A 13669-nucleotide genomic window follows, 5' to 3' on the forward strand; every position below is an offset into this window, starting at 1 on the left:
CGCGCCTGCGGTGTACGCGGCGGTAATACTCTGGACATGAACGGAATTCGGGTTCGACGACGGGGCGTGGTGGGCGATCCGGTCTGCGTGATTCGTCGCGGCGGTAGGTGCGGCGGCAGAGGTGGTCAAGGACTGGTGCGCTGCCCTGGGGGTCGCTGGGAGTGCTGCACGATCGGGTGACAGGAGTCGGTGGCGAGTACCCCGGCGACAAACCTAGTCATTCTGACGTGGTCTGTATGTCACGCGTTGCCGCGCACCACACGGACTTGACGAGGTCGTGGCTCGCTCCGGTGCCGCTTTCGCAGCAGGTCTCACGATGCGACGGTACATTCTGCCGGACCTGTATTCTGCGTGATCGAACCGAGGAGGTCGGCGAATATCCGCGGCCCGCTCTCAGTCATGACGGATTCTGCGTGGAACTGAATGGTAACGAAGGACGGCGCGCGCAGAGCGTGTACCTCGTGGGCGTCGCGATCCGAACAGATGTCAACTCGGCCCGCGACGGGATGGTCGAGATGGCTCTTCGTGGTGAACGCCTCGTAGCTGTTGTAGAAGCCGACGCGCTGCCGTTCGCCGAACAACTCGATCATCCGCTGGGTGCCTTGATTGGGTTCGGTTCTGCGCCGCAGCGGCAGACCGAGTGCCGCACAGGTGACCTGGTGACTCAGACATACGGCCAAGAACGGCGTCCCGGTAGCGAGCAGTGCGCTGACCGCGCGTCCGATCCTTGCAATCTTGGGATCGTCGACGTTGCCGGGATCGCCGGGGCCTGGGCCGAGGATCACAACATCGAAGTCGGCGAAATCGTCGATGCGATCCTCGAACGGGCGCACGGTCAGGTCGAGGCCGAGTTCGGTGAGCTGGTGGCGGATCATCCAGGTGAAGGAGTCCTCGGCGTCGAGGACCAGTGCGCGTCCCCCGGGCCGATACGCCGGGATCGAACGTTGACGCTCGTCTGGGTGTGCGAGCCAGAAGCGCGAGATGGACGCATTGCGGGCGGTGAGCGCGGCCAGTACATCGGGATGGTCGGCGATGCGCCCCTGCGGTCCGAAGGCCGAGAGCAGTCCCGCCACTTTGGCTTTCGTCTCGGCGACCTCGCTGTCAGGATCGGAGTCGCGGACCAGCGTCGCGCCGACACCGATGCGTAGATGGCCCGAGGCGTCGATATCGGCCGAACGGATCAGGATGGCTGAGTCCAGGGTGCCGTCAACGTCGATGAGTGCTGCGACACCGCTGTAGAAGGCCCTGCCCGCGGGTTCGTGGCGGCTGATCACTCGGCACGCATTCTCCAATGGGCTGCCGGTGACCGTCGGTGCGAACAGTGTTTCGCGAAGGATCTCCCGCGGTTGCCGCCGGGTCCTGCCCTCGATGAAGTACTCGGTGTGCGCGAGCCGCGACATTTCCCGCAGCCGTGGCCCGACGACCTTGCCGCCGCCGTCGCAGATCTGCGCCATCATCTTCAGTTCTTCGTCGAGGACCATGTAAAGCTCGTCGGACTCCTTCTGGTCGGCGAGGAAGGCCATCACGTCATCGAGGACTGGCGCGCCGCCGGTCGGGTAGCGGTAGGTTCCGCTGATCGGATTCATGACCGCGACCCCGTCGCGTACCGTGATGTGCCGTTCCGGGGTGGCGCCGACGAAGGTGCGGTCGCCGGTCGAAACCAGAAAGGTCCAGAACGAGCCGCTCTCGACGGTGAGCAGTGCGCGGAACAGCGCGAGAGCGGCAGCGAGGGAGTAGTTGTCGACAGTGGCCGAATACGTCCGGTGGACAACGAAGTTCGCACCCTCGCCAGCGGCTATTTCCTGTGTGAGCACCGACCGGACGATATCGGCGTACGCGCTGTCGTCGATATCGAATCCGCCATCGGACAACGTCAGCGGGATGTCGGGCAGTCGCTGCAGTACCTCCTCGAGCGAGGTTTTCGCGCGTTCGGTCACCTCGATCGAAATCAGCGGCTCGTTGTCGTCGTTGCAGGCATAGCCCCGCTCGGTGATCTGGCGGAACGGGATCATAGCGAGCACGGTCGAAGGTCCCTGTTCGCTCGGCTCCGGCAGTTCGCTCATGGCCGAGAGTTCACTCGCTTGCCCGATGAGGACGTCGACGGCGTGCTCGTCCTCGTGGGGCCGGTATAGAAGTGCGTAGGGCCGCCGCCCAGGATCAGCGAGCACCCGCCCCAGTAGATCGGCGCTGTGATGGATGCTCATCGTGCGTCCTCGAGGGTGGCGGAGTTCAGTTGGTCGGCCACGGATGCCGTGACGGTTACAGAGGCGCAGCGGTTGGCGGCGTAGCGCAACGTCATATCGTGGTCGTCACGGGTGAAGTCGGCGACGGCGTCGCCGACCAGGAAGGTTTCGATGTCGTTGCTGTAGGACTCGATCGCGGTCGCGAGCACTCCGATGTGGGCATATATGCCGCAGAGGATCAGCTGATCGCGACGGCGCTCGCGAAGGAAGTCGAGCAGGTCGGAGTGGAAGAACGCGCTGTAGCGCCATTTCGTGAATACTCGGTCCTCCCGTTCGGGACTCAGCGGTTCGATGATCGCCCGCTCGTGTTCGCCTACGTGCATGCCCGGACCCCAGAAGTCGCGCAGCAGGCCGCGCTCGGCTGGACTCATATCGCCCGGCTGCGCCGTGTACGTAACCGGGATCGCTTGTGCGGCACAGGATTGTCGCAGCGTGGCGATGTTGCGTACCAGCGGTTGTGCGATCTCGGAGGGGAATGGACGCAGGAAATACTTCTGCATATCGTGGATCAGAAGTGCGGCCCGTCCCGGGTCGACGGTCCAGTCTGCGACGTTCGAGGGCAGTTCGTGCGCTGTGGGCAGCGGGTACGCGGTGATCGTCGGCAGGCTAGGCACGATGGTTCTCGACTTCCGTTGCGGCGACGGGCTCGAGGGCCCATGTGGCACTGGCAGCGGGTGCCCACACGGCTGTCGCCGCGATGGCCTGTGCGGTATTCAGCCGTGGATCGCATCCGGTGGTGTAGCGGGTACCTGCTTCGGGTTCCGGACCGTTTTCGTCCGCGCACTCGATTATGTCCTCGGGGCTGACCTCGAGGTGCAGGCCGCCGTCGACCCCGCCCGACGCGCGTACGGCCTGTTGGAATCCGCGGATCTCGGTCGCGAGATCGACCACCCGCCGGGTCTTCAGTCCGCCCTGTGTTCGAACGGTGTTCGCGTGCATTGGATCACAGACCCAAATGACCGGATGCCCGGCGGCACGTACCGCCGAAACCAGCGGAGCCAGACGCTCCGCGACGACTTCATGTCCCATCCGTGCGATGAGCAGCAGGCGGCCCGGTTCTCGGTCTGGATCCAGGCGTTCGGCGATTGCGAGGAGTTCTTCCGCGTTGACGGCCGGGCCGACTTTGCACGCGACGGGATTCGCTACCTGACCCAGTAACTTGATATGCGGGCCTTCGGGATCGCCGGTGCGCGCGCCGACCCACGGCAGGTGCGTGGAAGACAGATATGGTCTGCCGAATTCGTCGGCTCTGATCATCGGGAGCTCGTAGTCCAGCAACAGTGCTTCGTGACTGGTCCAGACGGGCGGATCGAGCGGGCCACGCCCGCGCTCGGCATTCCACCCGAGCCAATCGGTAATCGCGCGGGCGCAGTCGTAGCCGGTCAGCAGGCGGTCTGGATCGAAGCGCCGTGCGAGCGGGTCCGCCTCGGGGCCATTGACCATATGCCCGCGGAAGGTCGGTAGCTCGACGCCGTTCACGATCTCGGTGGGCTGCGATCGAGGCTTCGCGTACTGCCCGGCGATGCGGCCGATGCGCAGAATCGGCTTGTGGGTGCTCATCCTCATGGTCCCCGCGAGGATGTCGAGCAGGCCTACTTTGCGAGCAACGTGTTCGACGGTTGCCTCTGCGGGGTCCTCCGCGCAATCGCCGGCCTGGATCAGATGGGCCCGTCCCGCCGCGACTGTGGCGAGTAGGCCGCGCAGTGCGCGGACCTGATCGGCGGTCACGAGTCCGGGCCGCTCGGAAAGTGTCGTGCTCACACGAGCGATCGCGCCGGGATCACTCCATTCCGGTTGATGAAGTGCTGCTTTGGGCGGGTTGCTCAGTGCCGCAATGTCCACCGATGTCTCCTTCGGCTCCGGTCGTATTGTTCCTGTGATCTGGGGAAATCCATACGGTGCTTCTCAAGGCTGTCGACCACGACCGGAACTCCGCAAGGAACCGAGGCGTATATCTGTCAACTCGCCGGGTAATCCGCATGCCCTTCGCGGCGGAAATACGCGAGAGACGTCGAGTTCATGGCGACGCGCACGGTGGGGGCGAGTTCGTGCCGGGGGAGCAGCCGAAGTCGCAGTACCACCGCGCTCGCTTGCTCAAATGTGCTCGCGGCGGAGGGCATTCGGCAGATCCGACCACCAGTCGCAGTTCGCGGACCCCGGGTGTGGTGAGCCGATCACTTCAGCCGCGAACGCGGTGCTGGGACAACCTTACGTCGACATGGACGTTTGTCCGAGAATCGATATGCTAGCCAGGTAATCCTAGGGGACGGATCTGAGGGGTAAAGATTTCGTGATTATGCATGGTTTTTCGAGCGGCACCGTGGAAACACAGATGGAGAATATTTTCTCGGCCCTTTTGCGACGTGATCAGCGGGAGCGGGCCAGAGAATACATAAAAGGCCTCCAGCGCACTCCGGGACGTAAATCGATACGGAATATCGCGCAACATTCCGGCGACAGTTCTGCGGAGCAGAATCTGCACCATTTCGTAAACGGTTCCACCTGGGACTGGCAGCCGGTACGCCGGGCGCTCGCGGGTGTGCTGGCCGAGGAGATCGGCGAGACGAGGGCCTGGGTCGGTTATCCGCTCGTGATACCGAAGGGAGGGAGCAAATCCGTTGGCGTGCAGCGTCGATTCCATCCGGAGTTCGGGCGGATGGTCAGCGCGCAGTGGGCCCTTGGACTTTGGATGGCCGCCGAATCGGGCAGCGCGCCGGTCAATTGGCACATGGAGATTCCGTCGCAGACCGGTGCGGGCGCTATCGTACCGACCCTCGATCGCGCCTCCACGGAGCGGACCGGAGCGATCGTAGGATCCCTGCTGGCACAGATCGATCCCGGTGAGAGCGCGCGGATGCTAGTCCTCGACGCTCGCGGACTCGATGCGGGTGCACTGATCACACAACTGCGTCATGTCGGTGCACCGCTGTACCTGCGTGTCGCGGAAAACTATCCGGTCGAGGTGGCGACCCGCTCGCCGACACCGGCGTGGCACGTGGCCTCGGCGGGCGCGGCACTGGATCTGTCGCAGCGAGGACACTATGCGGGCGCCGGCGAGCCGGTGGTCTATTCCAAGGCGAAGGTCCGCCTGCCGAACAGGCCGCGCGCCGACGGCGATCTCGGCCTGTGGGGGCTCGACCACGGGGTCCGCGGACGTTCCGGAACACTGTGGCTGACCGATGTCGCAACCGTGCACGCGGGCAGCGTGCTCCGTGCACGCAGGCTGCTCGACATGGCGGCGGCGACCCAGGACTATCAGCTCGAGCACCTGGGGATCCGAGATTTCTCGGGCCGTTCCCTTGCCGGCTGGCATCGTCACGCGACCTTGGTCTCGGTCGCCCACACGATTCGCTCGCTGCGATCGGCGGCGACCGCGCGCGGCGTGCTCACCGGAAGTCGGGTCCGGGCAGCAGGCGCGTGAACGACGCGATCAGGACGCAGTCGCTGCCGGATCGCGCTCGCTCCTGCTGAGGGTCAACGTGTCCTGTACCGACAGCAGTCGCAGGGCGAGCTGGATTTCCAGGGCGGGGTCGGGATCCTTCCAGTCCTCGCCGAGCAATTCACTGATGCGGTGCAGCCTGCGGGCGACAGTATTGGTGTGCATGTGTAACTGCTCGGCGGCTCTGGACGGGCTCGAGCCCGTCGCGAAATAGGCGTGCAATGTCGCTGTCAGCTCCCCGCGGTGGGTCCGGTCGTAGTCGAGGACGGGACCGAGTACGCGGGTGAGATAGCCCGGTATGTCGTAGTCCCTGGACAGCATCAGGCCGACGAATCCGAGATCGGCTGGGGATGTCGCGGTCTTCTTCGCGCCGAGCGCGACTGCCGCTTCGAGGCACCAGCGCGCCTCCCGGCATCCCTCCCGCACGCCTGCCGTGCCCAGGTGCGCGCTGCTGATGCCCACCGGGAGTTCCGCGCGCGCGATCCGCGTCAGCGATTCGGAGATCGTCTCCGGTAGTGCCTGTGGACCCTCGGGAATCAAGAGCACGACATCGCCATTGTGCGTGCCGCGCAGCCCGCCGACCTGTGCGGCGTACGAGGATGCCCACAGGTTCACGCGGCAGCGCAGTGACTGTTCGGATTGCACCACCGCGACGACGAACGGGTCCTCGAGGTCGATTCCGATATGTGCCGCGCGCTCCAGGTGTGGGCGGTCGTGGTCGACCGATTTCTGGGCGAGCACGCTGTTGAGCAGGTTGTCGCGGATGTGTCCTCTGAAATCGGTGAGGTTGCCGCGTCTGTCCACGATCCTGGCCGCCGTGTCCGAGAGCAGACGCAGCTGGGCGGGATGCTGTTCGGAGGGGCCGCCCTGCGGATTGAGGACGATGCAGCCGAGGTAGTCGTCGCCGACGCACATTCCCGAGACCCACAGACCGCTCTCGATCTGCACCGGATCGGGGGGTACAGCGATGTCGAGCAGGCGCAGCGCCGGATGGAGATCCTCATCGATCTGATCCTCCGACATCGCCAAAACCGAGCCGTCGGCCGCGACGATCGTGATCCTGCCGTCGAGTGCGCGAGCCGCCGTGAGTGCCATTTCGTGCAGATCGCCGTTGACTAATAGGGCATCGATGAGTGCCGCCTGCAGGTTGCGTTCGGCGCGTAGGGTTCGGAGTTTCTCCCGCAGATCCTTCAGCGGGGACATCGATTCGTTCAAGAGCGCTTCCTCGATTTCACGCGATGGGCCCGAGCTCGGCACGACGCGATGCCGTGCCGAGTGATCGGGTCGGGATATCAAAAACTCGACGGGACTCGAGCGGGCTTGTGGTCGCGGTACCGACGCCGCTGACGCGGACGTACGGATGTGGAAAGGTCAGTGCGTGGGCGTCCTCGCTTCGGGTGTGCCCGGGGTGTGTGCACTGTCCGTCGGCGCGGTGTCCCGGTTCGCCGGATCGTCGCCGTTGGCCTTGCCGGGCTTGGGAATCCAGCGGATGGCGAGCAGCGCGAGCAGCGCGCACAGAAGTCCTGCCACCAGGCCCGCGGCGTGCAGGCCGTCGACGAACGCGGATTTCGCGTCCTCCACTACCTCGGTGTTCAGGCCTGGGATGTGGAGGGTTTCGGTGAGCGTGCCCGCCTGGTCGGGCCCGTTGGTGCGGAACACGAAGGCGGCGAGGGAACCGAGCAGCGCGATACCGAGCGCATTGCCGATCTCGTTGCTTGTCTCTGCGAGGGCGGCCGCCGATCCGGCTCGTTCGGCGGGAACGGCGGCGACGGCCGTCTCGGCAACGAGGCTGAAGGAAATACCGTAGCCGACGCCCGCCACAACGGCCGAGGCGACGAACCACTCCACGCCGTGGGTCAGACCGGTGAACAGCAACAACAGCAGCCCCACCGCCATGAAGGCATGGCACGCGATGAGCGAGGTCCGCTTGCCCACCCGCTCCACCACCGACGGCGTCACGATGCACGAGGTGGTCAGCACGGCCGCACCGGGCAGCACCAGCAGACCTGCGACCAGGACCGAGTAGTCGAGGACCGATTGCAGATACGTGGCGGTGAGATAGGCGCTCGCCGACCAGGCGACCAGTGACAGCAGGCCTGTCAGGATGGCCACGGTGAAGACACGTTCGCGGAACAACGTGAGATCGATGAGCGGATGGTCGAGTCCACGCTGGCGCCGGGCAAACCACGTCAGCAGGATGATTCCGAGTACCGCGGAGATTGCCGTGACCGGGGTCACCCCGTAGGCGGCGACGTGTTTGATCGCGTAGACGACCGCGAGCAGTCCTAGAGCGGACAGGGCGACACTGAGCGCGTCGACGCGTCCGGGACGGGTCGAGCGTACTTCGCGCAGCACGACGGGTGCCGCGGCCAGGAAGATCAACACGACCGGCAGGTTGATCAGGAAGACCGAACCCCACCAGAAGCTGTCGAGCAGGACGGCGCCGAGTATCGGGCCGATTGCGAATCCGGTGGCGAAGGTGGCGGCGAAGATGCCGATGGCGCGCGCACGCTGGCGTGGATCAGTGAAGAGTTCGCTCAGGACAGCGAGGCCGGAGGGCAGAAGGGTCGCGCCGCCCAGACCCATCAGCGCCCGTGAGGCAATGAGCATCTCGGCGCTCGAGGACAGTGCGGCGGCCGTCGACCCGATACCGAACAGGATCGCACCGACCAGGAGCAGCCGTAGGCGACCGTAGCGGTCGCCGATATTGCCGAACGCGATGAGTAGGGAGCCGACGACGAATCCGTAGATATCGAGTATCCACAGGGCCTGATCCGCCGAGGGTGACAGAGCCGAGGTGACTTCGGGCATGGCGAGGAAGAGAACCGATCCGTCCATGGAGACCAAGAGGACCGGGCCGAGTACCACCAGCAGACCCAGCCAGGCGCGGCGGTCGACAGGACTCGACGTCGGATGATCGATCTGATTACTCATAGCCCGACGATGCGCCGCACGCTGCAGCACAGCCATCCCCCTTCCGTGGGTATACCCGGCAGGGGCAGGCACGGACGTCGATCGCGCGGCAATCGCGGATATCCTCGGGGAGTATGGAACCTGAAAGTCTCGGTCGCTTTCTCAAGGCCCGCCGTGACCGTACCACCCCGGAAGCAGCGGGCCTGCTGAAATATGCGACCGCCCGGCGGGTACCGGGTTTGCGCCGCGAGGAGGTGGCCCAGCTGGCGGGGGTCAGTGTCGGCTACTACACACGGCTGGAACAGGATCAGGCGGGTACGGCCTCGCGACAGGTTCTCGACGCGTTGGCACGAGTACTCGGACTGGATCCGGACGAGGTCGTCCACCTGCACAATCTCGCCCGCAGATCGCCGACGTCGCGCTTGGCGCGGCCCCGACCCGAGGTACCGCATCCACGGGTGCTCGCTCTGCTCGCCTCACTCGCCGATGCCACGCCCGCAGTCATCCTCGGCCGCCGAGGCGACGTACTCGCCTGGAACCGGGTCGGGCACACGCTGCTCGCCGAGCACATCGACGCGTCCGCGCCGTCGGAGTCTGCCCGCCGTCCCTCACTGCCCCGGATGTTCTTCCTCGATCCGCTGACGCGTGATCTGTATGCCAACTGGGACGAACTCGCCCGAGCGCACGTGGCCTATCTGCGATTCACCTCGGGGAAATATCCCTCGGACGGCCGACTGGCCGAACTGATCGGCGAATTGCTCATGCGCAGCCCGGAATTCGCATCGCTGTGGGCGACGGGCGCGGTCGCCGACTGCACCGTCGGCACCATGCGAATGCGTCATCCGACGGTGGGGGAGTTGGTGGTCGACTACCAGGTCTGGCTACAGCCCGACAGCACCGATCACCGACTCGAGCTGTACACGCCGAAGGACGCCGCATCGGCGGACGCGCTGCGGCTGCTCTACAGCCAGACCATCGCGGCCGATGGTGGCGGCGAACGATCCGCCGCGACGCCGCCCGGCCGCACGCGGCGTCCGGACCGACGTACTGCCCTGAATCCCCGGACCTGACTGACTGACCGGAGATATCTTGGGCGCACATCTGTGGAGCCATAATGTGTTGAGTGGCAACAGGATCCACAGATTATGGAGGTGGCGCCATGCCACTCGCGGAACGTATGGCCACGGTGATGCAGCGCTACGGGAGCCGCCCGGCGATCGCTGAGCGAGCCCGAGAATTGGTGCACGACGAGGAATCCGGTGCGGTGTCGGTTCGACTGCTCCCGCGCTACGAGACAGTCAGCTACGAAACGCTCTGGGAGCGAGTGCAGTTCATTGCCCGGGCACTCACCCAGGAGCCTGCCTCCCGCATTGCGGCCGGCGACCGGGTAGCGATACTCGGATTCGCAGACCTCGACTACATAACTCTGGATCTCGCATGCAATCTCGTCGGCGCGGTCGTAGTCCCCCTTCCCGTCAGCGCGCCCCTGTCACAGATCGGCGATATTGTCCTCGATACCGCTCCCGTCCTGATAGCCGCGAGTATCGACAACGCGACGACCGCCGCATCGCTGGCCGAGCGCAGCCCCTCGATCGAACATGTCCTCATGTTCTCCTACCTGCCCGAGGTCACCACCGACAAAGCGAAGTACGACGAGGCCGCAGCCGTTCTCCGCGCCCAGGGCACCGAACTCGTGACCATGTGGCGGCTCCCCTGCGACGGCCAGACCCCCGCGCCCTCCGACTCCGGCGACGACGACTTGGCGATGCTGATCTACACCTCGGGGAGTACCGGCACCCCCAAGGGGGCCATGTACACCGATCGCCTGGTAGCGCAGATGTGGGGCGGAGACGGCTGGGCAGAATTCTTCGCCGAGGACCGCGCAATCTCGACCCTGCACTACATGCCGATGAGCCACGTCGCCGGCCACTCCTCGGTCAAGAACACTTTCGCCCGTGGCGGCACCACCTACCTGACCGCCGCCAGCGATCTGTCGACACTGCTCGAAGATCTCGCACTGGCCCGACCCACCGAGATATCACTCGTCCCAAGAGTCTGCGAACTGCTGTACCAGCACTACCGAAGCAGACTTGCGGGACTGGCGAAGACGCGTCCCGAACTCGACGCCGCTGCCGGTGCCGCTGAGATCAGGGCGCTGATCAGAGACGAAACCCTCGGCGGACGGGTCGAGTGGGCGAGTTGTACCTCGGCGCCACTGTCCGGCCGTATGCGCGAATTCATCGAATCCATCCTGGGATTCGACCTGCACATACTGTATGGAACCACCGAGGTCGGCGGTGTCATGGCCGACGGCCGGATCCTGCGGCCGCCGGTCATCGATTACAAACTCGCAGACGTCCCCGAACTCGGATACTCCGTCACCGACCGTCCATCCCCGCGTGGAGAACTGCTACTGAAGAGCACATCGACCGTGCCGGGGTACTACAACAACCCTGCACTGACCGCGACGATGCACGATGCGGACGGCTACTACCAGACCGGGGACATCGTCGAACAGGTCGCGGTCGACGATGTGCGCATCATCGACCGCAAAAGCGGTGTGATCAAGCTGTCACAGGGAGAATTCGTGGCGCTGCCCTCGCTGGAAGCGCTGTACGCGACGAGCCCGTTGGTCCATCAGATCTTCCTGTATGGCGACAGCGAACGTTCCTATCTCGTCGGTGTCGTGGTACCGACGCGCGATGCCCTGGCCAGATATGTCGGCGACGACCCGCGACTCACTGCCGCCATCCTCAGCTCGTTCCGCGAGGCCGCCGAGGATTCCGGGCGCGCCGCATACGAGATCCCACGCGGTCTGATCATCGAACCACTCGACTTCGCGGCCCAGAGTCTCGGTCTGGTCTCCGATCATCGCAAGTTCGTCCGGCCCCGGCTCGCGAACGTGTACGGCGAGCGCCTGCGTGGGCTGTACGACGAACTGGAGGCGGCCGAAGTCGAACTGCTGCGGGCCGTGCAGGCCGCCGACGGCTCAGAACCCGTGATCACCACGGTCCGCCGTGCCGCGCTCGCGGTGCTCGGGGGAGTGATCGCCGAGATTCCTGCGGAGACGACCTTCCGCGATCTCGGCGGCGATTCACTCTCGGCGGTGGCCATGGCGAATCTGCTCGAGGACACGTTCTCGGTCACCGTTCCCGTCGATGTCGTCGCCAGTGCCGGATACGACCTGGAACAGCTCGCAGGCTATATCGAACGGCGGCAGTCCGAAGTGAGCGATCGCGCCACCTTCACCTCCGTACACGGATCGGATACCGCACATCTCGACGCCTCCGACCTCCGCGTACGTGCATTTTTGACACCGGGAACGGTAGATGCGGAGCGCGCCCAGCCCGTCTCCACTGTGCTGCTCACCGGTGCCAACGGATATCTCGGCAGATTTCTCGCACTCGAATGGATGGACCGGCTCGCCGCCGTCGACGGCGAACTGGTCTGCGTGGTGCGCAGCGGCGATGCCCGCTCCGCAGCCGATCGCCTCCGCCGGGTCTACGCCTCGGACCCCGAGCTGCTCGCACGGTTCGACCGGCTGGCCGCACGAGTGCTGCGGGTGGTTCCCGGAGACATCTCCGAAGCCCGCCTCGGACTATCACGCCGGGAATGGGATCGCCTCGCCTCCGAGGTCGACCTCATCGTCCACGCCGGTGCCTTGGTCAACCACGTACTCGGATATCGGGACATGTTCGAGGCGAATGTCGTCGGCACCGCAGAGCTGATCGGGTTGGCTACGACCGGGCGGAGGAAGGCATTCACCTTCCTGTCGAGTGTGGCAGTTGCTGCGAACTTCCCTACGGACCGGGGCGCGATCGACGAGATCTCCGATATCCGAACCGCACTCGGCAGTATCCCTCTCGATTCCAGCTACGGCAGTGGGTACGCGGCGAGCAAATGGGCCGGGGAAGTCCTGCTGCACGACGCGCGGGAGACACTCGGACTGGACATCACGATCTTCCGTTCCAGCATGATCCTCGCCCACAGCGCCTACCAGGGCGCGCTCAACGTCACCGATGTGTTCTCGAGGCTGCTGCACACGATTCTGCTCACCGGTACCGCCCCCAACTCGTTCTACCGAACCTCGCCCACTGTTGCGGTGCAGCAGGCACATTACGACGGCTTGCCCGTCGATTTCACCGCGAAGGCTGTCGCCGCACTCGGCGACGGCACCCGCGCCGGACTACACACCTACGGCTTGGTCAATCCGCACGACGACGGAGTCTCTCTCGACGTCGTCATCGACTGGCTCGGTGAACTGGGCTACGTGATCAAGCGGACCCACGACTACACGAGCTGGATCGACGCCACCACACCCGCTCTCCAATCCCTACCAGACGCACGACAGGGCACCATCCTGCCGATCATCGACCGCTTCGCCGAACCGGAGACGGCAGTGCGAGGGGTGGAAATCCCCTCCTTCGAATTCGAATCGCAAATCCGCGTGGGCACCGTCCCTGGCTACTCCCGCATACCGAGTGTGACACCCGCGCTCATCGCGAAGTACGCACACGATCTGGAAGTCCACCACGGCGTCCGCTACGAGCGCAGGGGGACCTTCTCACCTGGTGACACCGCAGTCCACGCACAGATGATCACCTCTCCGGGGCGACCGATGTCCCGGAGCCGTCTGCGCGCGCCGGATCAGTGATAGCGACCAGCGGCCGACACCGGACGAATTGCACGGCACCGACACCGATGACAGCGGACTGTGGTTCGGCTCCTTCGCCCCTGGCTCGGAAGCACGGTGGTCGCGCTCGTTCCTCGTCGGCCGAATTCCAGGCCGCCGCCACGAATGTGTCAACCGACACCGCGCGGCATGCCTCGATCACGGCCGCCGAAGACCACCACGCCGCCGACATCGAAGGGACACCCGTGCTGCGCTGGATAACTGCTGGAGAATCTCACGGTCCCGCCCTCGTCACCATCCTGGAGGGGATGGTCGCCGGTGTCGAGGTGACGTCGGACGATATCTCCGCGCAACTGGCCCGCCGCCGGCTCGGGTACGGGCGTGGCGCCCGGATGAAATTCGAGGCCGACAAGGTCACCATGGTCGGCGGTGTCCGGCACG

General features: G+C 65.2%; 9 protein-coding genes. 4 read left to right on the forward strand and 5 right to left on the reverse strand.

Translation table 11 applies throughout. The annotated features are described in order from the left end of the window. Positions 1–311: 311 nt before the first annotated feature. Genes JZ792_RS31705 through JZ792_RS31715 form a run of 3 tightly spaced genes read right to left on the reverse strand, consistent with a single transcriptional unit; the run spans position 312 to position 4085 of the window. Positions 312–2204 carry an anthranilate synthase family protein gene (locus tag JZ792_RS31705; protein ID WP_216916483.1) on the reverse strand — a complete coding sequence of 631 codons (1893 nt, stop codon included), beginning with the start codon at positions 2202–2204 and terminating at the stop codon, positions 312–314. Then, positions 2201–2857: an isochorismatase family protein gene (locus JZ792_RS31710; protein WP_216916484.1), complete on the reverse strand. Its 657-nt coding sequence runs from the start codon at positions 2855–2857 to the stop codon at positions 2201–2203. Before JZ792_RS31710 ends, JZ792_RS31705 begins: the two co-directional genes overlap by 4 nt. Continuing rightward, positions 2850–4085 (reverse strand): 3-deoxy-7-phosphoheptulonate synthase, encoded by a 1236-nt coding sequence (locus tag JZ792_RS31715; protein WP_216916486.1) that lies wholly within the window; start codon positions 4083–4085, stop codon positions 2850–2852. Before JZ792_RS31715 ends, JZ792_RS31710 begins: the two co-directional genes overlap by 8 nt. Positions 4086–4575: 490 nt before the next feature. Between JZ792_RS31715 and JZ792_RS31720 the strand changes: the two genes are divergently transcribed. After that, complete coding sequence (locus JZ792_RS31720; RefSeq protein ID WP_216916488.1) at positions 4576–5664, forward strand: IS701 family transposase; 1089 nt, start codon at positions 4576–4578, stop codon at positions 5662–5664. Between the two features lie 9 nt (positions 5665–5673). Here JZ792_RS31720 and JZ792_RS31725 read toward each other — a convergent pair whose 3' ends face one another. Beyond that, positions 5674–6897: a PucR family transcriptional regulator gene (locus JZ792_RS31725; protein WP_216916490.1), complete on the reverse strand. Its 1224-nt coding sequence runs from the start codon at positions 6895–6897 to the stop codon at positions 5674–5676. A gap of 156 nt (positions 6898–7053) precedes the next feature. Continuing rightward, the gene (locus tag JZ792_RS31730) at positions 7054–8616 is read right to left on the reverse strand and encodes an MFS transporter (protein WP_216916492.1); all 1563 of its coding nucleotides are present in this window, start codon (positions 8614–8616) and stop codon (positions 7054–7056) included. A 113-nt stretch (positions 8617–8729) separates the two neighbouring features. Here JZ792_RS31730 and JZ792_RS31735 point away from each other — a divergent pair, with 113 nt between their 5' ends. The 3 genes from JZ792_RS31735 to JZ792_RS31745 all read left to right on the forward strand — a co-directional run. After that, positions 8730–9665, forward strand: a complete 936-nt coding sequence (locus JZ792_RS31735) for a helix-turn-helix transcriptional regulator (protein WP_216916494.1) — start codon at positions 8730–8732, stop codon at positions 9663–9665. 89 nt (positions 9666–9754) lie between these two features. Then, on the forward strand, positions 9755–13249 hold the full coding sequence (gene car, locus JZ792_RS31740; RefSeq protein WP_216916496.1) for a carboxylic acid reductase: 3495 nt from the start codon (positions 9755–9757) through the stop codon (positions 13247–13249). Positions 13250–13473: 224 nt separating this feature from the next. After that, positions 13474–13669 (forward strand): chorismate synthase (locus tag JZ792_RS31745; protein WP_216911726.1); only part of this gene is annotated, 196 nt, incomplete at its 3' end.

Source organism: Nocardia noduli (assembly GCF_019038455.1).
Lineage (GTDB): Bacteria > Actinomycetota > Actinomycetes > Mycobacteriales > Mycobacteriaceae > Nocardia > Nocardia noduli.